The sequence below is a fragment of the Methanoregula sp. genome (assembly GCF_049510175.1).
Taxonomy (GTDB): Archaea; Halobacteriota; Methanomicrobia; order Methanomicrobiales; family Methanospirillaceae; genus Methanoregula.
In genome coordinates this window covers 242,171-264,642 of record NZ_JBEKZF010000002.1, presented here as the reverse complement: position 1 = coordinate 264,642, position 22,472 = coordinate 242,171, and the positions used below count along the sequence as shown (strand labels likewise).

General features: G+C 53.0%; 22 protein-coding genes. 8 read left to right on the top strand and 14 right to left on the bottom strand.

Annotated features, from left to right (window positions below):
* Positions 1–239: 239 nt before the first annotated feature.
* Complete coding sequence (locus tag ABSG49_RS04415) at positions 240–785, bottom strand: archaemetzincin family Zn-dependent metalloprotease (protein WP_424024892.1); 546 nt, start codon at positions 783–785, stop codon at positions 240–242.
* A 17-nt stretch (positions 786–802) separates the two neighbouring features.
* Here ABSG49_RS04415 and ABSG49_RS04410 point away from each other — a divergent pair, with 17 nt between their 5' ends.
* Entirely contained in the window at positions 803–1,222 is a 420-nt protein-coding gene (locus ABSG49_RS04410; protein ID WP_424024891.1) for a UPF0146 family protein, read from the top strand.
* On the opposite strand, the gene ABSG49_RS04405 is transcribed toward ABSG49_RS04410, so the two are convergent.
* Entirely contained in the window at positions 1,199–2,626 is a 1,428-nt protein-coding gene (locus ABSG49_RS04405) for a replication factor C large subunit (protein ID WP_424024890.1), read from the bottom strand. The two genes, ABSG49_RS04410 and ABSG49_RS04405, sit on opposite strands and share 24 nt — an antisense overlap.
* Before the next feature lie 93 nt (positions 2,627–2,719).
* Between ABSG49_RS04405 and ABSG49_RS04400 the strand changes: the two genes are divergently transcribed.
* The 4 genes from ABSG49_RS04400 (at position 2,720) to ABSG49_RS04385 (ending at position 5,458) form a co-directional block, all read left to right on the top strand.
* Positions 2,720–3,733 (top strand): methanogenesis marker 2 protein, encoded by a 1,014-nt coding sequence (locus ABSG49_RS04400; protein WP_424024889.1) that lies wholly within the window; start codon positions 2,720–2,722, stop codon positions 3,731–3,733.
* Positions 3,718–4,482 (top strand): methanogenesis marker protein Mmp4/MtxX, encoded by a 765-nt coding sequence (mtxX, locus tag ABSG49_RS04395; protein WP_424024888.1) that lies wholly within the window; start codon positions 3,718–3,720, stop codon positions 4,480–4,482. The genes ABSG49_RS04400 and mtxX overlap by 16 nt, the downstream gene beginning before the upstream one ends.
* A gap of 195 nt (positions 4,483–4,677) precedes the next feature.
* On the top strand, positions 4,678–4,881 hold the full coding sequence (locus tag ABSG49_RS04390) for a histone family protein (protein WP_424024887.1): 204 nt from the start codon (positions 4,678–4,680) through the stop codon (positions 4,879–4,881).
* Positions 4,882–5,224: 343 nt separating this feature from the next.
* On the top strand, positions 5,225–5,458 hold the full coding sequence (locus ABSG49_RS04385) for a hypothetical protein (protein WP_424024886.1): 234 nt from the start codon (positions 5,225–5,227) through the stop codon (positions 5,456–5,458).
* A gap of 57 nt (positions 5,459–5,515) precedes the next feature.
* Here the strand turns inward: ABSG49_RS04385 and ABSG49_RS04380 are convergent, their stop codons facing one another.
* The 4 genes from ABSG49_RS04380 to ABSG49_RS04365 all read right to left on the bottom strand — a co-directional run bounded on the left by ABSG49_RS04380 (position 5,516) and on the right by ABSG49_RS04365 (position 9,370).
* The gene (locus ABSG49_RS04380) at positions 5,516–6,307 is read right to left on the bottom strand and encodes a DODA-type extradiol aromatic ring-opening family dioxygenase (protein ID WP_424024885.1); all 792 of its coding nucleotides are present in this window, start codon (positions 6,305–6,307) and stop codon (positions 5,516–5,518) included.
* A 66-nt stretch (positions 6,308–6,373) separates the two neighbouring features.
* Positions 6,374–7,555 carry a sensor histidine kinase gene (locus ABSG49_RS04375; RefSeq protein WP_424024884.1) on the bottom strand — a complete coding sequence of 394 codons (1,182 nt, stop codon included), beginning with the start codon at positions 7,553–7,555 and terminating at the stop codon, positions 6,374–6,376.
* A gap of 201 nt (positions 7,556–7,756) precedes the next feature.
* The gene (locus ABSG49_RS04370; protein ID WP_424024883.1) at positions 7,757–8,917 is read right to left on the bottom strand and encodes a geranylgeranyl reductase family protein; all 1,161 of its coding nucleotides are present in this window, start codon (positions 8,915–8,917) and stop codon (positions 7,757–7,759) included.
* A gap of 48 nt (positions 8,918–8,965) precedes the next feature.
* Positions 8,966–9,370 (bottom strand): hypothetical protein, encoded by a 405-nt coding sequence (locus tag ABSG49_RS04365; RefSeq protein ID WP_424024882.1) that lies wholly within the window; start codon positions 9,368–9,370, stop codon positions 8,966–8,968.
* A 431-nt stretch (positions 9,371–9,801) separates the two neighbouring features.
* On the opposite strand from ABSG49_RS04365, the gene ABSG49_RS04360 reads away from it, so the two are divergent.
* Both ABSG49_RS04360 and ABSG49_RS04355 read left to right on the top strand, forming a co-directional pair.
* Positions 9,802–10,902, top strand: coding sequence for a hypothetical protein (locus ABSG49_RS04360; RefSeq protein WP_424024881.1), 1,101 nt, complete (start codon positions 9,802–9,804; stop codon positions 10,900–10,902).
* A gap of 157 nt (positions 10,903–11,059) precedes the next feature.
* Positions 11,060–11,629, top strand: coding sequence for an HdeD family acid-resistance protein (locus ABSG49_RS04355; RefSeq protein ID WP_424024880.1), 570 nt, complete (start codon positions 11,060–11,062; stop codon positions 11,627–11,629).
* A gap of 185 nt (positions 11,630–11,814) precedes the next feature.
* On the opposite strand, the gene ABSG49_RS04350 is transcribed toward ABSG49_RS04355, so the two are convergent.
* A complete protein-coding gene (locus ABSG49_RS04350) occupies positions 11,815–12,039 on the bottom strand; it encodes a hypothetical protein (RefSeq protein WP_424024879.1) in 225 nt (74 codons plus the stop codon).
* A gap of 761 nt (positions 12,040–12,800) precedes the next feature.
* Between ABSG49_RS04350 and ABSG49_RS04345 the strand changes: the two genes are divergently transcribed.
* Complete coding sequence (locus ABSG49_RS04345; RefSeq protein ID WP_424024878.1) at positions 12,801–13,616, top strand: ABC transporter ATP-binding protein; 816 nt, start codon at positions 12,801–12,803, stop codon at positions 13,614–13,616.
* A 657-nt stretch (positions 13,617–14,273) separates the two neighbouring features.
* On the opposite strand, the gene ABSG49_RS04340 is transcribed toward ABSG49_RS04345, so the two are convergent.
* The 7 genes from ABSG49_RS04340 to ABSG49_RS04310 form a co-directional block, all read right to left on the bottom strand.
* The gene (locus ABSG49_RS04340; RefSeq protein ID WP_424024877.1) at positions 14,274–15,437 is read right to left on the bottom strand and encodes a hypothetical protein; all 1,164 of its coding nucleotides are present in this window, start codon (positions 15,435–15,437) and stop codon (positions 14,274–14,276) included.
* A gap of 408 nt (positions 15,438–15,845) precedes the next feature.
* Positions 15,846–16,427: an imidazoleglycerol-phosphate dehydratase HisB gene (gene hisB / locus ABSG49_RS04335; RefSeq protein WP_424024876.1), complete on the bottom strand. Its 582-nt coding sequence runs from the start codon at positions 16,425–16,427 to the stop codon at positions 15,846–15,848.
* A complete protein-coding gene (gene hisA / locus ABSG49_RS04330; RefSeq protein WP_424024875.1) occupies positions 16,424–17,134 on the bottom strand; it encodes a 1-(5-phosphoribosyl)-5-[(5-phosphoribosylamino)methylideneamino]imidazole-4-carboxamide isomerase in 711 nt (236 codons plus the stop codon). The genes hisB and hisA overlap by 4 nt, the downstream gene beginning before the upstream one ends.
* 7 nt (positions 17,135–17,141) lie before the next feature.
* On the bottom strand, positions 17,142–18,056 hold the full coding sequence (hisG, locus tag ABSG49_RS04325; protein ID WP_424024874.1) for an ATP phosphoribosyltransferase: 915 nt from the start codon (positions 18,054–18,056) through the stop codon (positions 17,142–17,144).
* A gap of 7 nt (positions 18,057–18,063) precedes the next feature.
* Entirely contained in the window at positions 18,064–19,266 is a 1,203-nt protein-coding gene (locus ABSG49_RS04320) for a methionine adenosyltransferase (protein WP_424024873.1), read from the bottom strand.
* A gap of 235 nt (positions 19,267–19,501) precedes the next feature.
* Positions 19,502–20,902, bottom strand: coding sequence for a zinc ribbon domain-containing protein (locus ABSG49_RS04315; RefSeq protein ID WP_424024872.1), 1,401 nt, complete (start codon positions 20,900–20,902; stop codon positions 19,502–19,504).
* Between the two features lie 102 nt (positions 20,903–21,004).
* Positions 21,005–22,378: a hypothetical protein gene (locus ABSG49_RS04310; RefSeq protein WP_424024871.1), complete on the bottom strand. Its 1,374-nt coding sequence runs from the start codon at positions 22,376–22,378 to the stop codon at positions 21,005–21,007.
* Between the last annotated feature and the right edge of the window lie 94 nt (positions 22,379–22,472).

Below are 22,472 nucleotides of genomic sequence, written 5' to 3'. Positions count from 1 at the left end.
GGGGTTAGTCTTATTCATTCCCACGTTGCGATGGACGCCGCCGCCCCCGACGGGGCGCCCCCGCGGCGGATCAGTTACTAAAATCTGAAATTGAAAAAACTCACTGCCCCGCCGTGCCTCGGAGAGGCCCTGAGGCGGGGAGTCCTCATAAATTCAATATTTTTACGATTTTCAGGATCCGGCTACGAACCAAATCGGTTCATACAGTGCCAATCAGAGAAAAGACTAAGATAAATTGGCTATTGCGGCTGATCCCTCCGGATCTCCGCAAGCCGGGCTGTGCAGTCAGGGCAGAGCATCTTTTTCTTGCGATCGAGTTCATCGAGCGTATTAGGCTTGAACATGATGCACTCGCGGTTTTCACAATGGTCCAGGCCCAGCAGGTGCCCGATCTCGTGGGCACCTTCCTTGGTGATCCGGTCGATCAGGTCGTCGTCATCGCTCTGCCGCCCGTAATATTCGTTGCTGAGCCGTGCCGCCGAGACAACCGCAGCACCCACCTGATGGCGGGCAAGCCCGAAGACAAAACTGCTGCCGTTTTTGAAAAGGTCCTGGTGGACGACGAGAAGAACGGGTTCTTCAATCCCGTGGCGGAACTTGTAAGCCTGAATGCTGTCAAGCAGCGCCTGCGCATCGATCTGCTTTCGTGCAACCACGTAGCCCATCATACGGACAGGGTTCTCCGAAATTGTTGTGGAGACACCAAGCACTGCGGAGATCATGCGTTTGACCGGCGTCTGGAACCCGGCGGGAGAGAGGGCATCCCAAAAAATATGGACATGCATCGCTATATTCTGTTGGAATGGGTTCCTATAAACATATTGAGACCTGTATCGGCCAGTACATCGCAGCACACTATGCAAGCCCCGTCGAAGTAGGGGTCGGGCGCAACCCGGACGCGGCAGCAATCATCCGCGCTGCAGGAATACCTGTCATGTGCACGGATATCAGAGACTTCTCCCTGCCAGAGGGGATCACGTTTGCTCTCGACGATGTTTTTGAGCCGGATCTCCATTTCTACACCGGCGCTGATGTGATCTATGCGATCCGGCCCGCTATTGAGATGGTCCCGCCCCTCATCGCACTCGCCCAACGGGTCGGGTGCGATCTTCTCGTGTACCACCTGGGGTTTGAGACCTACCAGGATGGAGGAGACTGTATCGACTGCGGGGTGCTCCTTCACCGGTATTACCGGAGATCAGAACCCGTCAAACAGGGTTGACTGGGAGCGTGACGGGGCCTTTTTATCCTGAGGTTCCGGTGCAGGGGCGTCAGCAGGGGCCGAAGATTCAGGGAATACTTCCCTGGCAGCGGGTTGGGGGGTTTCATCTTTATTTATCTTCTCTTTCTTTGACTCTTTCTTTGGTTTTTTCTGCGATTCCTTCTCTTTTTCTTTCTCTTCCTGTACAAGTGCCTTTATGATCTCGGCGGACCGGGCCCGGTCATTGAGGAAGAAATTGAGCTGGTCTGTATCGAAGGAGAGTTCACGCGCATACCCGGCCGGGTCCTGTTCGACAAGCAGGGAGATCGTTCCGAGATAATTCTCCCGCAGCGTGTTCTCCGGCATGTGCATCAGTGTGGAGACCTTGTTCAAAGTCGCATGACGGATTGCCTTCTGTTTCTTTGCCGTGGACATTTTCTGCCAGCGTTCGGGAGGCATAATCCGTGTATGGATGCCTTTTCCCCCGGCGGCATCGGCTACCCCAAGAAGCATCACCGCGGTAGCGTAGCGCCAGAGCGTATGGTACTGGCGTCGATAGGTATACCCGAGGTACTCATCCGCCCGGGAGAGGTGGCGGTATGCCCGCTCCTGTGCAGGCATATCGGTGATCAGGTGAACACTGCCTTCAACCCACTGCTCGATGGTCTCGGGCGTGTCGTCAACATCGTACGAGAGCCGCATCAGCTCGTCATCCGGCGTTTTGCCGAACAGGGCCGAGATCAGGGAGAAGATTGAGACGCGCTCATCCTTTTGGGACGTATGGACCTGCTCGTCGTCCAGCCGATCTCTTCCGATGGCCGAAGCGTAAAGCATGTTGACCGCGGAGCGGATGTCCCCTTCGGCGCTCTCGGCAATCGCATGGATTGCTGCATCGCTGCAGGTGATTTTTTCAGCAGCGCAGAGGTACTTGAGGCGCGGAGCGATGGAGCGTGCAGGGACTGCCTTGAACTGGACCGGCTCGCAGCGTGCCCGTATTTCCGGGGAGATGCCGTAGAGGTCGTTTGCGATCAGGATCATCGGCTGCTGTGCATGCCGTATGCATTCGAGGATCGCTTTTGCCCCCCCGCGGTCGGCGTTACCCTGGAGATTGTCGGCTTCATCGAGGACCACCAGTTTGCGCACCGACCCGGTCAGGCTTGCGGTTACGCTTCCTGCACCTGCAATCCGTTCGATGACTGCGGCCGTCCGCTGGTCGCTCGCATTCAGTTCGATCACTTCCCAGTCCATGTCGGTCGCGAGCGCGTATGCCGCCGACGTCTTCCCGATACCGGGCTTACCGTAGATGAGAAGCGGTCTGGATTTGTTCGTCCAGTTCTTCGCCCACTCCGCGATCTGCCGCACCGCAGTCGTATTGCCGACGATATCCGCAAGGTGTGCGGGGCGGTATTTTTCTGCCCAGTCCATACAGACACGTTGACCGTATATCAAATAAATTATCTCTGATGAGGCGCAATAAAGCATACACGAAAGTACGTGTCATGTTTTCCAGGTGATGCCGTGGTCCACAACTGCTCCACAGAGACGATTGCAAAGGTAGTCCGGGAATATGAGGGCGTCAAGCGAAAGCATGCCATCGGCGAGATGGTCAAAGCGCTGCGCATTGATGCCCCGCATGTTCTCGCTGCGTTCGGCGAAGATGCCGCAGTGATCGAGCACAACGGAGAAGCGCTCCTCCTTGCGGCTGACGGTATCTGGTCAAAGCTCATGGAGGCAGACCCTTACTGGGCAGGGTACTGCTCGGTGCTCGTCAATATCCATGACATCGCGGCCATGGGAGGGCGGCCGATCGCCATGGTGGATGTCTTCTCCATGTCGAAGAGCCTGATACAGGAGCAGGTGGTGAAAGGGATGCACGACGCTTCAGCCCAGTTCGGCGTCCCGATTGTCGGAGGGCACCTGCACCCGGATGCACCCTACAGTGTCATCGATGTCTCCATCCTGGGATCAGCCCGGCTCGACTCGATCATCTACAGCCACACTGCACAGGACGGCGACATCGTCGTTGCGGCCATCGACCTGAACGGCAGGGTCCACCCCTCCTGTGCCCTCAACTGGGACTCGGTCACCATGAAGTCCGCAGCCGAAGTCCGGGCACAGATCGCGGTGCTGGAACAGATCGGAAGAAAACATCTCGTGACTGCAGGCAAGGACATCAGCAATCCCGGTCTTATCGGCACGCTGGGAATGCTGCTGGAAGTGAGCGGCAAGGGGGCCGAGATCGACCTCGACCTGATCCCACGGCCCAATCTTGCGGAAAACGGTATGACCTTCGAACTGTGGGTAAGGATGTACCCTGGTATGGGATTCATCCTGACGGCAAAGAAGGCGCATGTGCAGGAGCTCATTGAGACCTTTGCCGCGGTTGGCATGACGGCAAAAGCAATCGGCACGGTCGATAACGAGAAATCCCTGCGAATCCGGTATGATGGCGACGAGACGCAGGTCTTTGACTTCATCAACAACGGAATCATGCACCTGACTGAAGAGGATGTTGCATGCCAGCACTGGTGAAGCGGATAGGGATTGGGATCTCTGATGACCCGGACAAGGTCATCAGGAGTGCCAGAGCAGTGAGCACAACGTGCGAGGTCTCCTGTTACTGCCGTCCCGGCAGTGTCGGCGAAAAACCTGCGGAACTATCCATCCGGATCATTGAACACCCTTGTCCCGAACAGGCAATGATCGACGACCTCATGAACGGAAAAATTGATGCTGCGGTGCGGGGTACGCTTCCCGCCAATGTAACCCTTCAGGCGCTCAAAACGGCAGAAGGGGTTGACCATCTCGAGCGCATCGCCCTGCTGGAGACCGCCCATGGGAAAAGATTCCTGCTGACGCCGGTTGGCGTGGACGAGGGCTGGACTGTTCCGGAAAAACTTGAACTGATCAAAAAAGGGAAGCTCATTGCAAGAAAATTCGGCCTTCCGGAAAAGACCGGCGTGCTGTCCGGGGGAAGGTTGGGAGATATCGGGCGGCATAAGCAGGTGGATAAGAGCATGGCTGAGGCTGAGCTCGTAGCGCGGCTCGGGGATGCCACCCACTGCGAGATCCTCATCGAGGACGCCGTTGAGACGTGCGGTCTGATCATTGCACCAGACGGTATTTCCGGCAATCTTATTTTCCGTACGCTCACGTTCCTGGGAGCCGGGTACGGCCATGGCGCACCTGTGGTAAATATCAGCAGAATTTTCGTGGATACTTCGCGCGCCTCACCAAATTATGCGAATGCGCTTTTGCTCGCAGCATCTTTGTTGGAATAATTTAAAACCTTGAATTACCCTTTATTTTCCAAAAAAAACTATTTAATGGGAATAAAAAATATTCTGCGAAATTACGGACTCCGTTTTTCGCTTGCTGTGCAGGGCGCCCTCCAATATCGTAATGCGTAATAAATTGCAGTATTTTCCCAAAAAGTATTTAAATATACCAAGAGGATTTCTTTTGAGGTAAGAAACATGGCAGATTTACCAATCGCCGCAGTTGTAAGGATTGCAAAGAAGAACGGAGCCGAAAGAGTGGGCAGCGATGCAGCAGAGGCACTTGTGGCAAAGGCCGAGAAGTACATCGCCCAGCTCACCAAGGAAGCCAACAAGCTTGCCGAACACGCGGGCAGAAAGACGATCAAGAAAGAAGACGTTGACCTGGCAGCAAAGCCATAAGATCAACTCTTTTTTCTCGGATAATTCTCAGTTAATTGTTATTTCCTTCCATTCTCCGTCGTTTACTTTTCATTCGCCCCTTCTTAGGGTCTCCCCCGCGACAAAGAAGTGCCTGCCTGTGGCGGCACTTCGACGTGTGGGGGCTGGGGAGGAGTGGGCTCATTGCCCTCAATATTAATTGTCTCTCAACAGGAGTATCACGGGCTGGAATCTTCCCTCCGATTTACTGAATACCGCCATGGGAAAAACCCGGACGCCACGGGCATCAGGGTTTGAGACGTCCGTTGGCGGGGGAGTATTTATCTTGCATCCCCCACCACAAACAGGGAAGGGAGATCCGTTCATGGACTGCATACAGGCAATGATTGCAGGATACGCGACATCACCGGAAGGACAGGAAGCGATACGGAAATTCCTCTCATCTCCGGAAGGGCAGAAGACTATCGATAGGTATCTCGCCACGCCGGAAGGCCAGAAGATGGGCAGGTTCCTCCTCAAAAAGGCGCTCGATTGCCTGGATCTTCCGGCACCGGTCAAAGACCAGATCCGCACCGCCCTTGACGAAAAGACGTGCTGATCGCTCTTTTGGATTTCCCGTCTGATCAGCCCGGATGATGCGGGGCGCCCGTTTTCATCAGTCGAACGTGTACGCATCCATCCCGAGATCGCCGAGGTCCCAGCTGTGGTGGATCACGGTCCCCCGGGCACCCGGGCCCGCTGCACCAAGGGCGACAAGAAGGGGCATGTAGTGGTCGGGGTAGGGATGGGCCCGCTGTGCGTGGGGGGCGAGCGTCCGGTACCCGACGAGGCGTTTGCGATCCCCGTTCGTGACCGCGTCAGCCAGCCAGTCGTTGAACTCTTCTGCCCACGCCTCCGTGGGTGCACCTTCACCGAGCGAGGCAGTTGGGTCGCCGAGAGGGTGGACGGCCCCTCCGCTTCCCATGATGAGGATGCCTTCGTCCCGCAGTCCCGCGATCGCCGCTCCCAGTGCAAGGTGCCGGGCAGGGTCGAAATTTCTCTGGATGGAGAGCTGGACTACCGGGACACCAGCTTTTGGGAACATCAGCATCAGCGGGACCCATGCCCCATGGTCGAGGCCCCGGGCGGTGTCGGTGGTGCAGGTGATGCCGGCATTGTTCAGGAGCCCCGCAACCCGGCCGGCAAGGGCCGGGCTCCCGTGCGCGGGATAATTCATCCGGTAGAGTGATGGCGGGAACCCATAGAAGTCATGGATGGTCTCCGGGTGCTCCACGGCATTCACGGCGGGCACTTCGAGGTTCCAGTGGGCCGAGATGCAGAGTACACCCCCGATGCCGGGAAACCGGGTACCAAGGGATTGCAGGAATGCACGCGCCGGGATGTCTTCCAGGATGAGTGTCGGCGCTCCGTGCGAGACGAACAGGGTGGGTAACCGCGTGCTGCTCATGATATCGTGCATCGATCTGGCGGGGCAATAAGAAAAAGTGTTGCATGCCTGCATGCGGCAGGCGTTTTAACTGTTTTGCTTGTAATCCCTGCTATCGTGCCCGATAGAGTAATGGCCGGACGGGACGGTAATTTCAAATCTGGCACCTTTACCAGATACGCCGGTTTCCTTGATCGAAATGCCGGTGATGGACAGGATCTCCCGGATCAGAAAGAGGCCAAGACCGGAATCCCTGCCAAAACCTTTCGTGAATATGTGCTGCTTATCCTGGTCGGGTATCCCGACGCCGTCATCTTCGCACACGATCACCAGTGCTGCATCGGACACGTGGTATGAGAAGGCAATGCTGGTGATACCTTCCCCGTGCCGGAGTGCATTATCAATCAGGTTGTAGAATACCCTCTCAAAGAGGGGATCGGCAAAGACCTCGATGTGTATGTCGTCTGAATGGACCACCACGTCCCGCATGGGGAGGGCCGAGACTGCCTGGGCGATCATCTCGCCGACGTTCTGCCATACGGGGGACTTCATCCCCATGTTCTCGTAATCGCGGGTAAAACTGATCTGGTGCTCGATCGTGGTTGCAGCCCGGAGAGCGTTCTCGTGATACATGCGGAGTTTTTCCGGGTCGTTCTCAAACTGCTGCGACAGAATGGCGTACCCCTTGAGGACTGTCAGCTGGTTGAGGATGTCGTGGCGGGTGATCTGCGAGAGCAATGTCAGTTTCTGGTTTGTCATAGCAAGGGCTGACTCGACTTTCCGGCGTTCTGCGATATCCTGTTTTAATTTTTCGTTGACATCGGACAATTCCTGCGTCCGCAGGGAAACCCGCTCTTCGAGGGTACGTGTCAGGCTCACAAGCTTCTCTTGTGCAGCACTGCGTTCGCAGATTTCGATCTCAAGCACTTCATAGTTAGTTTTTATCTCCCATGCAAGGATGGAGATAATGGCGAGCATCAGGATGAAGATCGCCCGGTCAGTGAGGTCTGACGGGTTGGCCTGGGCTGATCCCGAGATCATGCTGCCGAGCAGGATCACGAGAGTCAGCATCCAAGTAATGACGAATGGTGCATACCGGTACGAGAGCCAGACCGACATGAGTAATGGTATAAGATACAGGATCCAGATGACAAAACCCAGCGGGACAAGAAGATCTGTGGATAAAATACCGATGCACAGACACAGGATTGACAACAGGATGAACTGGTCCCTCTCTTTGGTCGTCTTTCCGATATCCAGTGCAAACACCCTGAAACACCAGTTGATCTGGGGATTAGTACGATATACATATGTACATTATTTAACGTATCCGATCATGTCATCAACGATATCGGATTATATTGTCCGTTTGCTGATGGTCTCCACAGGTATTCCCTGCCCGCGGATGAAGGGCCGGGATCGCTATTACGTATGTATACCAGGGCCGGATCGCGCGGAAATTCCAGGCGATTAAAAAAGGGATCTCAGCCCGGCCTGCATAAGGGGTTTGAAGAGCCTTAGTATGCCTGGTCTGAGAAGCAGTTTCTTCACGAGTGCCGATGGCCGGTCCATATCGCCGAATTCCTCGATTGTCTGGAGGAGGTCCGGGGTATTGAGAGCCCGGATCAGGTCATCGACATCCTGCCCGGACATATGCTGCCGCATCTCGAAGAGCCTGAACCCCAGTGCGAGTTCGTTGCCGAAATCCGCTTTCCATCGTCGTTCATAACCGGACAGTCCGGCATCGTCAAACCGGTTGCGCGCACACGCCTCTGCTGCGACAGCAGCTGCATGCCGTGCGGAGCGGACGCCGGTATAGATGCCACCTCCGGAGGTGGGTTTGGCAAATCCTGCTGCATCCCCGACAAAAAGCGTCCTGTGCGCGTAGGTTTTCGGCATGACACCGAGCGGGAGGGTACCGGTGACAAGATGCACAGAGGAAGAACTGAATTTTTTTATGAATGCTGCAAAATGTTCGTGAGCATGTGTCCGGGCACACAGGCCAACCCTTGCCCGCCCCGGTGCCGTGGGAATTGCCCACCCGAAAAAACCCGGTGCGGCATCAGGGTACAGTTCGACAAAGCCGGGATCACCCTGGTGCAGGATATCTTCCTGGATGCCTGCAAGAAATACCTTTGCCCGTTGCATGCCGAGCAGTCGTGCAATGGTGCTGCGGGGTCCGTCTGCTGCGATCAGCATTTTAAAGCTGATCGGTTGTTCCCGGTGGATCCCCCGGGTAAGGAGCGTGTTGTCTCTGATGCCGCAGACTGAGGTCCTGAGGAGATACTCCGCACCGTCATGTGCGGCATGCTCCGCCATCTCCCGGTCGAGTGCTCCCCGGTCGACAACAAGTGCCTTGGTCTTTTTGGCATCGACGAGGATACCGGAACCTTTTGCGGACAGGACGCGGGCACCGGATATCCTGTTGAGGACGGATCGATCAGACACCCGGCACTCGGCAAATGCCGCGTTGGAAAGAAGGCCGGCACACTGGACAGGATAACCGATGGTACCGTGTTCCTCGATGCAGAGGGTTTTCAGCCCCAGTCCTGCGCACGCGGATGCCGCTGCACTCCCGACCGGCCCTGCACCGACAACGACAACATCGTAAGTCATGGGTTGTGATGCCATCCCGGAAAATAACCTGCTGCCTTCACGAAAAAGAAAAGGATGAAGAGATTATTTTCTTCCGCCGGCCTTATTGCTGGCATATGCGGTTTTCTGCAGTGAGGATTCGTCACCATCTCCCTCCTCTTCGGATTTGTAAAAGCCGAGCATAATGGAGAACAGCCCGAACGTAAGGGCGAACATACCGACAACAGAAAAAAAGAGCCGGTCTTCGCTTCCAAACGCCGGATTGTAATAGAGCAAGGCGCCGAGGAGCACGAAACCGGTGATGATCATTGCGGGAATGAGGACGTATTTTGTTTTTGGGTGCATGAGAGCGAGCGTGATATCGGTAAAACCGTTATAGATAGCGATGGCTGCGATGATCAGAATAAGAAGAATTGCCACGAACCCGGAAACGATAATGGAAAGCAGACCTACAACCAGTAATCCTGCCGCCATGCCGAACCAGAGCATCGATTCATCGCCTGTTCCCGTAATGGCGAGGAAAATGAATACTGCAATTCCTAATATTATAAGAATCCAGAAAAGCCCATAAAATGTGAACTTTGTCTCGCTGGGAAGCATCAGGGCCAAAAACCCGAAAATTACTCCAACAATACCTCTTATGAGGCACGATGTTTTTGAGTCAAACATACCATCACCCTTGTATTTCCGCTCTCCACGCTGTTCCTATACTTCAGTTAGTGATACAACTACAAAATGCATGCTGTCTGAACCACAATCTTACCGGTTGTGTCGGTGGGGGATAATATAGCATGATCAGGATTTAAGACTACCCGGCAGGCGATGTGTACTTATTGTCGGAAAGTAATAACTGATTTCAGAGATTTCTTTAACCGGGTATCGGATATTTATCCTTCTGTTCCTCTGTGCAGGTGCTCTGTTTGTCGCAAATCCCCATGCCAACTGCGAATTCCGGTGATGCACAGGATACCATCTCCCTGAGGCAGATTATTGCAGGCGAACTATCAGCAGCAGAGAATAACCGCAGGGAATTCCCGTCGCAGCGGGAATCAAACACGCTGGAGAGGGCCATCCTCGCTCTCTGCATCCTGACAAATATCCTCTTTTTTGTAACCCGCAAGGATTACATCGTCATGTTTGTTGCCGCCAGTTTCTACGTAAACATGTTCTATTTCATCACGCTGCTCGTCCCCACGAACCCGGGTGCCGCTGATCTGCGGAAACCGGAGATCGCAAAATTCCACACCTGGCTCCGGGAAAACGGCATCACCTCCGGCACCCGGCAGTTCACGCGGATATTTATCAATACATTTTTTATGAACAGCCGTACGCTCACGTTCGCGATCGGCCTCATCTTCTCCATCGATATCGTGTTTACCCTCATTGCGTACTCTGCCGGGCTGCCTCTTGGCATCGCCCTCTTTGTGATTATCCAGTCGGCCGTCATCATCATTTTTTACGGCCTCATCTGGAAAGTTGAGCCCTTCACCACAGAATTTGCCAAGAATATCGATCTTGTCAGGACCCGGCTCTCCCGCGAGCTTCCCCCCTGGTTCATCTCACTCCTGTTCCTCACCGGTTTTCTCGTCGTGGTATTTCTCTTCCTCACCACCATTATTCTCCTGCCCGGTGTCACCCTGAATGCGTTTCTCACTGAGTCCGGGCTGACGAAACTCGCATATATGTTCCTGCCGCTGGGTGTCCTTGCGATCAGCCAGTATTTTATCATACGCTCCATCCATGGAAAAACGAGCCGTGCGATGGCCGAGCGCCTGATGGACTACCGGGAGAACGTGCTCCGTAACATTGTAAAAGACGCAGAGGACAATGCACCCGGCTCCGCAGGAGATGCCGAGCGCCGGTATGAGGTGCCCTCGCTGCTCCTGGAATCACGGATCTACCAGATCAAACGCAACTCCCTTCTCGGAGCCTTCCCGGTCTATGTCGTGGAGCTTGACTTCTCCGTGATGCTGGACACCACAACCCTGACCGCTATCAAGGGATACATCCGGAAATCGTAATCCTGATCCCAGGCACGAAGTGGATGGTAATTACAGCCCGGGCGAAGATGATGACGATTCTGAGGGTTACTCCGGTATGCCGTCACGCCGGCGGTCTCCGGTCAAAAAGAGATACTAGAAATAGTACCTTGGGGTATTTTACACCGGAAATGATTGTATGGCAGAGGATATTGTTGTAACTGAAATGAGCATATGCGATTCCAAGCTCTTCCCCTGGTGGCTCCTCCTCGTCTGGGGCATCCTGACACTTCTTATCGGCTGCATGTTCCTGATCACGCCGGCCATGACCACGGTTCTTCTCATCACCTTTATGGGGGCCTACTGGCTTGTTGGCGGAATCTTCGCTATCGCGAGTCTTGCGGTTGACAGGAGCAACATGGGCTGGAAGATCTTCCTTTCCGTCATCAACATCCTTGCCGGCATCCTGATCCTGTGCTACCCGTTCTACAGCACGCTTTTCGTCCTGTCCTTCTTTGTCATCTTCATCGGGTTCTGGGCATGTTTCGTCGGTGGCTCCCACTTATACCATGCATTCACGGAAAAAGATGCAGGCAATGGAGTTCTCGGGATCATCAGCCTGATATTCGGTATCCTCCTGCTCATCCACCCGTTCATTGCCGTGGAACTCCTGCCCTTTGTGGCCGGCGGGTTTGCGATTGTCATGGGGCTGTGCTCGATCTACGTCTCGTTCGCGGCAAAGAAATGCCAGACACCGGCAACCGCGTGAGTCACAGAACCACTCTTTTTCCCTTATCGGTGATGAGCGGGCGACAGGTCGTTGAATTAAATGAGCAGGGTAAGTGCGTAGTGCAAAATCCCCCTTGGCGTTTGTTCGTAGGAAATATTTTGCACAGTCAAAACCATGCCGGTGAAAAAAAATGGCAACCGGTCCCGGGGAGATCCTTTAAAAGATCAGTCGTGCGAAAAACTGAAGAACCTGATCCTGGTGATTTTCTCAATGATGTACAGGATCCCGAAGAAAAATACTGCGTAGAGTACAAAGCTGATGATGAAGCCCGCAGGCCCGGTCAATCGTGCTGCTGCAACGATCGCATTCGAGAGCGCATCAGCGATCAGGATTGCACAAAGAATGGCGGCAAAAAAGATCACCCATTTTTTTACATCTGCTGAATCCATGGAGAGTGTTGGATTGCCGGGCTCTTAAAACATCAGATAGCAGGGGTTAACCCTGCAGATAAGCTCTCCTGAAAGGAACCCTCCCTGTCGAACGCAAGACCGATGATTGCGGGTCCTCATCAGGTCGTTCCATGAAAGGTCAACAGGTCCTGATTAAATCCCGTCCTCTGCATGGTACCTGATCGGATTATCACTCTCGCTGGAAGCGGGTACGATCGCCGACGCTGCCAATCTGATGTTCAGGAACACTTTGGATCCGGCGGGGAACTCACACCTGTTTTACGGGAACCAAAATTGATGGGTATATCATATGGAAGGGAAATTCTCCTGTATGGAAACGACATCCTGAGAACATGAAAATACATACAAATTGCTGTTCATGCTGGGTGCAATCATCCTTGTCTTTTCCCTGTACCTCAATGTCTATTTTCTTTTCAGGACTGCATTAATGCCATAAGAGTGCAGGGCAGGGAGAGGGGCATACCGGATCGGGCCTTATCGTGCGGGCACCGAAAGGGTTCGATATCCCGGGAAACAGACCCATTACCCGGTATCTCCGAAGCAATTGGATATTATTTCCTCAGCATGAATGCTGATGGATCCGACATGAACCAATGGCGTTGGCCCGGGAAACTGTTGTCCCGGTATTTGTGTTTTACGCCCTGCTCTTTTCCATCGCATTTATTATCTGCATCCGGAGCCAGCTGCCCGTAACCATGATGAGTGACTGAGGGCAATAGTAAAAGATACGGTCATATCCCATGAAGGCCCCGTCATCCACCCTGCAGGAAAACCCGCCCAATCTGCTGGAGTTTGAGAATGTCACGGTTTTTCATGGTAATAAAAAGGTGCTCGATTCGATATCCGTTCTTATCCGGCAGGGAGAGAACGTGGCGATCCTTGGTCCGAATGGCGCCGGTAAATCATCGTTCATCAAGACCATCACCCGCGAATTCTATCCGTGTATCGATAGTCGTGAAGTAACATTCCGGGTCTGTGGAAAAGATGTGTGGGATGTATTCGAGCTGCGATCCGCCTTTGGTATCGTATCCAATGATCTGCAATATACCTTTACACGGGAGATTACCGGCAGGGAGGTCGTCCTTTCCGGCTTTTTCTCAAGTATCGGCCTCTTCAACCGTGAGATCACGCCGGAAATGAGCCGGAAGGCAGATGAGATCTGTGCATTCCTTGAGATCGGCCGCATCAGTGACCGGCCGATGACGGAGATGTCCTCGGGGGAGTCCCGCCGTTTTCTCATCGGGAGGGCAATGGTGCACGATCCCCGGATACTGATCCTGGATGAACCGACCAACAGCCTGGACCTTCACGCACTCCACACGTTCCGGCAGACGATCCGGAAGATCGCCCAATCTGGTACCGGTATCATCCTGGTGACCCATAACCTGCACGACATCATCCCGGAGATCAGCCGGGTCATCCTCATGAAGAACGGGAGGTTCGAAGAGGACGGGCCGAAAGAGGAGATGCTAACCGACCGGTATATCGGCCGGCTGTTCGATGTGCCGGTAACGGTGAGATACGAGGACGGGTATTATTACGCGACGGGGTATTGAGAGAGGATTACCCAGCTTTTCGTTTGTCACAGTGAAGTATGTATTTTCAAAAAAATTTCTAATACTTGTCAGTAAATTAAATGTAGTAAAAAAATAGTTCTTGGAAACATTTCCCCTGACCTATATCTGATTATTTTTTTTGTCAGGCAATATTTTTGTGATCCGGCCGGTCCTGAGATCCGGTTTCCGGTTCCGGAAAAATTTTAACAAAATACCCATTGGCATTCCCGAAAATTGGCAAGATTTTGAAGGTTTTGAAAAGCCTGAAAGGTTACAAAGTAGTGATGGTTTTGATCGAGATCTTGGAGATCATTTTAAAGAAGAAATTGACAATTTTAATTTCTCCTCAAGGATATCAAGATATTCCTTCAATGGATGTTCTTCTCTTTGATCCGTCAGGACCCGAGAACGATCGATGAAAATTTATTCCGTTTTGATCTCTTCCGGTTCTTAATATGAGAGGAAATTTCGGAAAAACTCAAACTCGTTACATTCGTCTCAGTTATCGGTGGTTGGGAGTGTTTGTTTACAATTCTATGTTTATGGAGGAAAAATTAGAAAGGTACTGGGGTAAAGTAGCTGTTAAAAAAATTGTGTGCTAAAAATATTTAAAAAAATAATAATTTATATAATATTATAAAATTAATCGATGATATCTTATTTCTTAACAGCCTCTATTCGTCCTGACCTAGAAAGAGCAAGATCGCGTAACCTCCTTTTCGAAAAAATTAATTGTAATTTTTTTTCAGGTTTTATTTTTTTTGAAACTGCCCAATCACTAATTGTTAATAGAGCACCCGGGAAGGGATTAAGAACCAATCCAAGGAAAGAAATACCCATTATGTGACAAGTTTCTATAACTTCATCAACCCATTTTCCATAAACACGAATATTTAATTCCTTTGCAATCTCAAATGCTACATCAAACGAAGCATCCTCATCTATACTCATATAATTTTTTTGTGCTAATTTGCTGTTTGAATCTAAAGCTGCTGTTCTTGCTCTGCCAACATTTTCTGTATAACATGAGATTCTGTCTTTCTGGGTTTTTTCGGCATAAGCACTTGCTATTATAATCTTTGATAAGTCTCTGTCGACATTAGAAATATCAAATTCGCTTTTTTGCATGCCATTCAATTTCATCAATATAGGCTCGCGTATAGGATGATGTAAAATTTGAATATCAGAGAGTTGTGCAAATTTGTCATGATACCTACCACGGATAAGAGCTGATATTACAAAAGCATCCTCAATAATCTTGAGATCATCGCTCCCATAGTTTCGATAGTTTTCCAGATTCTTTGGATTACAACTATATTCCCAAATATTTTTTAAATTATTCTCATCAACATTCAATATTTGAGAGATTTGCGGGATAAATTCATAATTAAATAATCCCCCAAGCCTTACTGTGTGTTCTGTCCAAGAATGTTTAATACATCCCTCCAGCCATTTTTGAAAGCTATGATCTATTTTTATAGCCTCATAAGCAGAACGGATTTCACCAGTACTTGTATCAGCCCATTCGATTGTGTCTTTTTTTGCTATATCCATTTTCATTAAATGTTCGTTAGATTGCTCTTGAACAACTAATCCATTCATTTTATTAATTTCATTTGTGAGTTGTCCATATGGTCCTGATGCCTCACCTCTTATACTAGGTGAGGGTGCCATTGATAGGTGAGGAAATTTAATTATAGAATTTGTTACTGCAATGGCACTTTGCCAAGCCCATTCGTAAGTATAATCGGGCTGTTTTTCTCTAAAAATTGAGACAAGTTCATACGTAGAGGCAGAATCGATAATAAATGCCCGTACCATATTTCCATGTGTTTCTTCTTAATAATTTAAGGGTTCTGATGCATCTTAGTTAGCGACCAATATTTCATCTCGTTAAAATTATCTGATCAATTGACAATTTATCAGTAATGGAGGAACAATCTGTCATAGTCTTTCTTTTTATCCAATAAAAGGAAAACAAGAACACGTCCACCTTTTTTCCTTTATTTAGAATTAACAGAAAAGCGCTTTTAGCCAAATACATCCTTAGCCGTATCAGTTCGAATCTGGAATCTCACATTGACGATTTGGGTTATAGTTATCTCTCATTTTACAACCCATCACTTCTGATATCACTTTTAAAATTGTATTTAAAAATTTCTGATAAATTCTGCAGGGTAAAACAGGAAATGAAGGATATTCAGTTATGAGGATTTTATCCGATAATTCTCAGAACTTCCCCTTCGTACTCCGGATCGCCTTCTTGTCACCGCTGATCTCAAGAGCCTCGCCAAGCGCAATCCCAAACGCCTTGAACGCGGCCTCGCACTGGTGGTGATCGTTCTTCCCGGAGAAGGTGATGTGTGCGGTGATCCCGGCACGGGTGCAGAGGGAATAGAAGAAATGCTCGAAGATGTCAGCAGGAATCGAGCCCACCACATTGTTGCCGAAGCTGCCGTGCCAGACAAGATATCCCCTTCCCCCGCAATCGAGTGCAACTGAAGAGAGGGATTCGTCCATCGGGATGATCGCATGGGCAAACCGCCGGATGCCCCGGCCGTCACCCATTGCCTGCCTGATCGCGTCGCCCAAGACGATACCGATATCCTCGATCGTATGGTGACAATCCACATGCAGGTCCCCTTTTGCCGTGCATGTCAGGTCAAACCCTCCATGCTTCGCCATCGCCGTGAGCATATGGTCAAAGAACGGCACTCCGCTGTCAACAGATACTTTCCCGGCACCGTCCGGGTTGAACCTGATCGCGATCTTCGTCTCTTTCGTCTCCCGCTTGACTTCCACGACTCTCATTGACTTTCCTCCAGTGCATCTTTCAGTTTGATCTTCCCGCTGTACAGGGCCGAGCCGAGCACCGCCCCCCAGGCCCCGGCATCCCGCAGGCCGGCCACATCTGACCGTGTTGATATCCCGCCTGCAACAACCACCGGGATGCCAACCCGGTCAATCAGCCGTTTCACCGGTTCGAACTGGACACCCTGCTGCAGGCCCTCGACATCAACGTTGGTATAGAGGAGGGCACCGGCACCCAGCTCTTCGAACCGCACGGCCCAGCTGATGTAATCCCCGGCCGTTTCCTGCCAGCCGTGAACCGCGATCTGCCCTCCTTTGGCATCCACGCCCGCCATCACACGCCCGCTCCCGTACTCCTCGGCAAGCTGCCGGATGCAGCCCGGTTCCCGGGTGGCAAGCGTCGAGATGATAACCCGTGACACACCGGTATCCAGCCAGCGGACCGCATCCTCCATGGACCGTATGCCCCCGCCCAGCTCGATCTCGACACCGGTCTTCCTGACAAGTTCAACAATCAGCCCGGCATTTTTCCCGGAACTGCCGAATGCCCCGTCGAGATTGATCACGTGGAGGGCGTCGGCACCTTCGTTGAGCCACCGGGTTGCACAGGAAATGGGATCGCCAAACGCGGTTGCACTCTCCCGTTTTCCCTGCACCAGCTGGACACACCGGCCCCCAAGGATATCAACGGCAGGAAAAATTTTCATGTGAAACCTAACGGATCATCCGCTGGATTGCCATCACAAGGATATCCTTTGCCCCGGCACGCTTCAGCGCATTGATCAGGGAATACACCCGCTCCTCGTTCACAACCGCATGGACCGCAACAAGGTTCTCGCTCGATGCCACGTCCATGACGGTCGGGCCGGAGAGCCCGGGCAGGAGACGTTTCACTGCATCGAGGGAAGAGCGTTTCACGTTCATCATCAGGTAACACTGGCCCCGGGCCCGGATGACGCTCTCCAGCGCGAGGTGGATCTCCTCAATCTTGTCTTTCTTGGTCTTCAGCGATTCACGGTTTGCAATCAGCTGGGTGGAAGTGGTGAGCACTTCGTCAATCACCCGGAGCCGGTTAGTCTTCAGGGTGGTCCCCGAACTGGAGAGATCGATGATCGCATCGGCAATCCCGAGATGCGGCGTCGCCTCGCACGCTCCCCCGACGATGACGACATTGACTTTGACCTTGTGCCGCGCGAAATAGGTGCGGGTAATCACCGGAAACTCGGTGGCGATCTTCTTTCCCTCCAGCTGTTTCACCGAAGTAATGCCGGAATCCTCGTGGACGGCAAGGACCAGTTTCGCTTTCCCGAACTGGAGGTCGAGGAGCTCCTCCACGTCGGATTCCCGCTCGATAACCAAGTCGTGACCGGTGATGCCGAGATCCGCCGCGCCCGTAGCCACATATTCCGGGATATCCACCGGCCGGGCAAACAGGATCTCGACATGGGGGTCCAGGGTCTTCGTGATCAGGCGCCGTTCACCGGTCTCCGCGAGATGGAGCCCGCTCTTCTCAACGAGATCCATGATGGGGGCTGCTATCCGTCCCTTGTTGGGGATCGCAAGCCGTACTACCTCGGAAAAAAGAGGGGTGTCACGATTTTTTTGAGGGGATTTTGCCGGTTTTGCCATGTTCATTTCAGAAGGTCTTGAGCTTACCTTCGATAACCTTCTCGGTGATGCTGGTGACATTTGCCAGCTGGTAGTCCACAATTTCCTGGATATCCGCATTGATGTCCTTGAGCTTCACGCCGCACCGGGGCAGCACCTGGACGCTTGCGACCAGCGGCTGGTCGATCGGCTTCCCGATCTGGGAGAGCAGCCGGACGTACATCTCCTCGATGCCGTCCACCCTGGTGACACACTCGCGGGCGATCTGCGTGGAGAGGAGGTTGTAGATCTTGCCGATGTGATTGATCGGGTTCTTGCCGCTCGTCGCCTCCATGGACATCGGGCGGTTCGGGGTGATTAGCCCGTTGCACCGGTTGCCCCGGCCGACGGAGCCGTCGTCGCCCATCTCGGCGGAGGTACCAGTGACGGTCAGGAAGACGCTCTTTTGCTTGATATCATCTGCCGTGTTCACGTGGACAAACACGTTCCGCTTCGTGCTCTTCTTCGCAATCGCGGTGATCTCCTCGTTGAGAATGCCCATGTATTCCGAGTACTCCCGGATATCCTTGCAGTACCGGTCCACGATTGCACAGGCTACGGTAAGGGTGATGGTATTCCCGTCCCGGAGCCCCATGATCTTGATATCCTGGCCGATTGCGGGATACTTTTTCCGGAGTTTTGTATCGATGTAGTCGGAACTGTTCCTGATGATCGTTTCCACTTCTGAGAACGGGGCATGACCGACACCAAAGGAGGTATCGTTTGACCGGGGGACCTTGCCCTGGCTGGGCTTGAAGACGTCCCGCAGATCCGTGGAACCGGTCCCGAGGCGGCAGTCGATCATGAGCTCGCGGTTGAGGTTGAGTTCGGGAAGGATCTTGTGGATATACTTGTGGGCCGCCTCGACAGCAACAGCGTCAGCGGGGATGTTGATGCCATTGAACTGCTTGGTTGCCCGCCCGTCAATGAGGACATAGATCGGGCGGATCATCCGTCCTCCTCCGAACTTGGGTGCGGACTCGCCGGCAACGACTTCGCCCTGGTCGGTGTTGTGGTGGAGGACGACCCCGAATTCCTCGAAGTATGTCTTACAGAGGGCCTGGCTGATGGACTCTGCAATCCCGTCGGCAAGGCTGTCGGGGTGACCGAGGCATTTGCGCTCAACGAGTTCAATCCGCTGTTTTTCCAAAGGAATCTGGTCCAGTGCTTCAATCTGAATGTTTCTCTTCATTGATTTCCTCGTGACACTTCGTAATAATAAAAGGAACTGGAGTTCATATAACAATTTCCAATTATACAATTATCACCGCATTCTTTATTACCGCAGGTAATTGTCCACGGTTTTTTGCAGGGATTTTCCGTGAACATTGATTTCAACTCAGAAACCCGCCATGATGTGAGAGCAAGAGCAAAAGTGCGCAGGCCGGTGACACACTGCACGTATGAGCCAAAAAAGAGTATCAGGTTTATCTTCTCAGGAATTTGTGCAGGATTGTCATCTCGCTGCCTTTGGGTGCTTTCTTGATCGGGGGCCGTGTCGGGATGGCTTTTTCCTCTTCAATCTCATCCTCGTCGACATCTTCAGGGACCGGCTGGTGTTCATGCCCCGGGGGATCCGTACGGGTCGCTTTCCGGGTGGACTGCGTTGGGGTTGTACGGGAATGCGGGAGTGTCCGGCTCTGGTTCAGTTTCGTTCCGCACCCGGGGCAGAAGTTTGCAGAATGCGGCAGCTTCTTCCCGCAGTTGTGGCAGAACTGGGGCGTATCGGCCAGCTCATCGTGGACCGGTTTATCCTCAAAGGTCTCCTGGACCACCGGGCGACGCGGAGGGATAAATTCAGCTTCAGGTTCCCCTTCCGGAAGGGAGCGTTTCTGGGACTCCACAACAGCCTTCTTCACGGGTTGTTGCGACTGCTGCCCGGCCTGATTCATGGCGCCCTTTATGGCAACTTTCATGACTGACTGCACTTCCGGTTTTCGTACCGGAGGCGCACCGGATTCACGCGTGGGCGGAGTTTCCCGGATGTATGACGATGTCACGACATGTCGTTTTACCGGCTCAGCAACCTGCCGGATCTGGGTTCTTCGCGGGGGGGCGACTGGTTCCGGTTCAGGCTCCTGTTGGGGTTCTTCATCCGGTACTTTGTAGAGAGAGAGCAGGCGTTTTACCGGAGGCTGCCTCTCATGGTCCTTGAGCGGCTTTTTTGCAGGATGGAGTTCCTGTCTCTGCCGGGGCTTTTCCGGAGGGCCGGCAAAGGCCGGTTCCTCATCTTCACGGTCTACGGGTTCTTCCCGTTCCGGAGCCGGCGCCCGGGGGATCTTTTTCGGGGGTTCTTCCTCACGGAGCAGGGCAATCCATTCATCGATCTCAGCGGATCTGTCCATGCCGCCCTGTACGAAGACCAGTTTCATGGTCTTGATCTCATCGTCGCCGGATTTGATGGAAAGAACAAGTACGGGATCAGAACTCTCAGAAAATTCCACAATGCTCCCTGCGATCGTATCCCGCGGAACATCTTTTGCCGTGACCTTGAGTTTCTTCTCCTGTGTATCGATCAGGAAGATACGCCGGTTGGTGAGGTATGCATGGAAAAAGAATTTTTTTACCGTTACGTTGAGCGACCCGATCAGCACCTGCTCCCCGGGCTGAAGGATCTTGGAGAGCCCGCCTTCCTCTTCATCCTCACCCGTTTCGGGATCATCCGAAGATTTTTGCGGACGCTGTGCCCCTTTCTGTGCTGTGCTGCTCCCGGTAAACTTACCTGCGCCAGCTGCCGCTTTTTCAGGGCGCCGGGTAATCTTGCCGCCGCAATAGCCACATTCGGTGGTTTCATCCCGTATATTCATCCCGCAGTGTGGGCACTTCATCGGTGATCTCCGTTTCACGGTATCCGGACTGGATAACTATAATGTTCTCATAAGATATGAAAAATTCTCTGATCCTGCGATCGGCCCGATACACATTATTTTTCAGGATTCTCCGGGATGCATAAGATGTTCTATCGCATGCAGGAGCGAAAGCCGTTCATCCTCCTGATCAGCGGAATGAAAATACAGCCCGGCTTCTTTCCGGTTGTTACAGAGGAGGGCATTGACCCGGCACCGCACCGGGTCGCCCGTGATGAGACAGTCCTCCGCCCCGATCCTCCCGAACCGGTTGTTGATAGCGGCACTGACAGGGCCGGGAGACTCCGCTGCATGGTAGAGCCCCCGGTTCACGACAACGATCAGGACACCCTTTTTTTCCATATCCCCGGAATTTTCTGCCCTGAACGTCCCGTATTTCTCATCCCCGTACGGGTTGAGGAACTCTCGGTAGAACGGGTCGAACCGCTCCTTGAGCTGGGAGAGGAACAGGCCGGTCTGCATGGGGAGGTACCGGGAATACCTGGCATTGACCGGTTCCTTAAGATGCGCAAAGACCGGCTCCGCCAGCACATCTGCAAGGGTCTTCTGGATACGGGAAAATGCGTCATCCCGGACCCCGCCGGAAAATTTCAGGCCGATCGGCCGGAAATACAGGGTTTTTCCCAGGAGGGGCACTGCAAGAGACCCGTCCTTTAACGGGGTGAGCATGACAGATGCGGCAGGCAATGCCTGACCTGCAGGTTTTTTTTCGGCCTGGCGGCTCTCCTTAAGGTTGCTGTTACCCGTGCCACGCGCAAGAGCGGCCCAGGTTTCCGGAGGATAGGTCTTGTCAAGATGTTTTTTCCAGAGCGGGTCGCGGATCGTGGCGATGGATACCAGCCTGAATGCAGGTCCGACCGGGATGAATTTTGCACCGCAGTGGGTGCACTCGATATAGAAATCCGTGTGGGGGATGCCGAAGAGCTGTTTTCCGACAACCCGTTCCAGGATACCGGTCCGGCAGATGGGACACATGTCCATCCACGAAAGGGATGAGGCGCCATCTGTACCGGCCCCCCCGAGCCTTACCGAAGGGGCCAGTGTCGATGCGATATGCCATGTCCATGGTGCAAGCAGACGGACCGCTTTCCGGTGCCGGTGCAGCTGCCGGTCAATAATCTCTGTCATTTCCGTGATACCAGCACTGCACAGCACTTCAGTAATGACGGGAACGGTAGTTTTTCCCGGAATGCCCATGCGCTGTTCAAGGCAGACATCAAGCCCCGGGGCAACGCTCTCGGGCACGTCCCGGGGGGTGGAGACCGCAAGTGCCCGGGTTACCTCGGCATTCAGACACTCCATCGTGACCCCGACCAGCTCGCCGGTCACGTGAACACCGCCCCGGAGAAACGGGAGCTGCGATACGCGTTTGCTGACCGTATCGCAGGCATGCGCGAAGAGCTCGGGGGAGATGGGAAAAAACTGGGTGCCGGACATAGGTAGTAATGCATAGGTATTAATGCCATATCGTTATGCCGGTGATCCGTATAACCGTTACCGTCAGGAAACCCGGAAACCGGGGAATATCAGA

Excerpts from the sequence above, each read along its gene's own strand:
- ABSG49_RS04390 (WP_424024887.1), top strand. The coding sequence starts at position 4,678 with ATGGCAGATTTACCAATCGCCGCAGTTGTAAGGATTGCAAAGAAGAAC.
- ABSG49_RS04380 (WP_424024885.1), bottom strand. The coding sequence starts at position 6,307 with ATGAGCAGCACGCGGTTACCCACCCTGTTCGTCTCGCACGGAGCGCCG.
- ABSG49_RS04410 (WP_424024891.1), top strand. The coding sequence starts at position 803 with ATGGGTTCCTATAAACATATTGAGACCTGTATCGGCCAGTACATCGCA.
- ABSG49_RS04370 (WP_424024883.1), bottom strand. The coding sequence starts at position 8,917 with ATGGCATCACAACCCATGACTTACGATGTTGTCGTTGTCGGTGCAGGG.
- ABSG49_RS04320 (WP_424024873.1), bottom strand. The coding sequence starts at position 19,266 with ATGAAGAGAAACATTCAGATTGAAGCACTGGACCAGATTCCTTTGGAA.
- ABSG49_RS04365 (WP_424024882.1), bottom strand. The coding sequence starts at position 9,370 with ATGCTCTGGTTCGGCATGGCGGCAGGATTACTGGTTGTAGGTCTGCTT.
- ABSG49_RS04355 (WP_424024880.1), top strand. The coding sequence starts at position 11,060 with ATGGCAGAGGATATTGTTGTAACTGAAATGAGCATATGCGATTCCAAG.
- ABSG49_RS04345 (WP_424024878.1), top strand. The coding sequence starts at position 12,801 with ATGAAGGCCCCGTCATCCACCCTGCAGGAAAACCCGCCCAATCTGCTG.
- ABSG49_RS04405 (WP_424024890.1), bottom strand. The coding sequence starts at position 2,626 with ATGGACTGGGCAGAAAAATACCGCCCCGCACACCTTGCGGATATCGTC.
- mtxX (WP_424024888.1), top strand. The coding sequence starts at position 3,718 with ATGCCAGCACTGGTGAAGCGGATAGGGATTGGGATCTCTGATGACCCG.
- ABSG49_RS04385 (WP_424024886.1), top strand. The coding sequence starts at position 5,225 with ATGGACTGCATACAGGCAATGATTGCAGGATACGCGACATCACCGGAA.
- ABSG49_RS04340 (WP_424024877.1), bottom strand. The coding sequence starts at position 15,437 with ATGGTACGGGCATTTATTATCGATTCTGCCTCTACGTATGAACTTGTC.
- ABSG49_RS04310 (WP_424024871.1), bottom strand. The coding sequence starts at position 22,378 with ATGTCCGGCACCCAGTTTTTTCCCATCTCCCCCGAGCTCTTCGCGCAT.
- ABSG49_RS04350 (WP_424024879.1), bottom strand. The coding sequence starts at position 12,039 with ATGGATTCAGCAGATGTAAAAAAATGGGTGATCTTTTTTGCCGCCATT.
- hisA (WP_424024875.1), bottom strand. The coding sequence starts at position 17,134 with ATGAAAATTTTTCCTGCCGTTGATATCCTTGGGGGCCGGTGTGTCCAG.
- hisB (WP_424024876.1), bottom strand. The coding sequence starts at position 16,427 with ATGAGAGTCGTGGAAGTCAAGCGGGAGACGAAAGAGACGAAGATCGCG.
- ABSG49_RS04415 (WP_424024892.1), bottom strand. The coding sequence starts at position 785 with ATGCATGTCCATATTTTTTGGGATGCCCTCTCTCCCGCCGGGTTCCAG.
- ABSG49_RS04315 (WP_424024872.1), bottom strand. The coding sequence starts at position 20,902 with ATGAAGTGCCCACACTGCGGGATGAATATACGGGATGAAACCACCGAA.
- hisG (WP_424024874.1), bottom strand. The coding sequence starts at position 18,056 with ATGGCAAAACCGGCAAAATCCCCTCAAAAAAATCGTGACACCCCTCTT.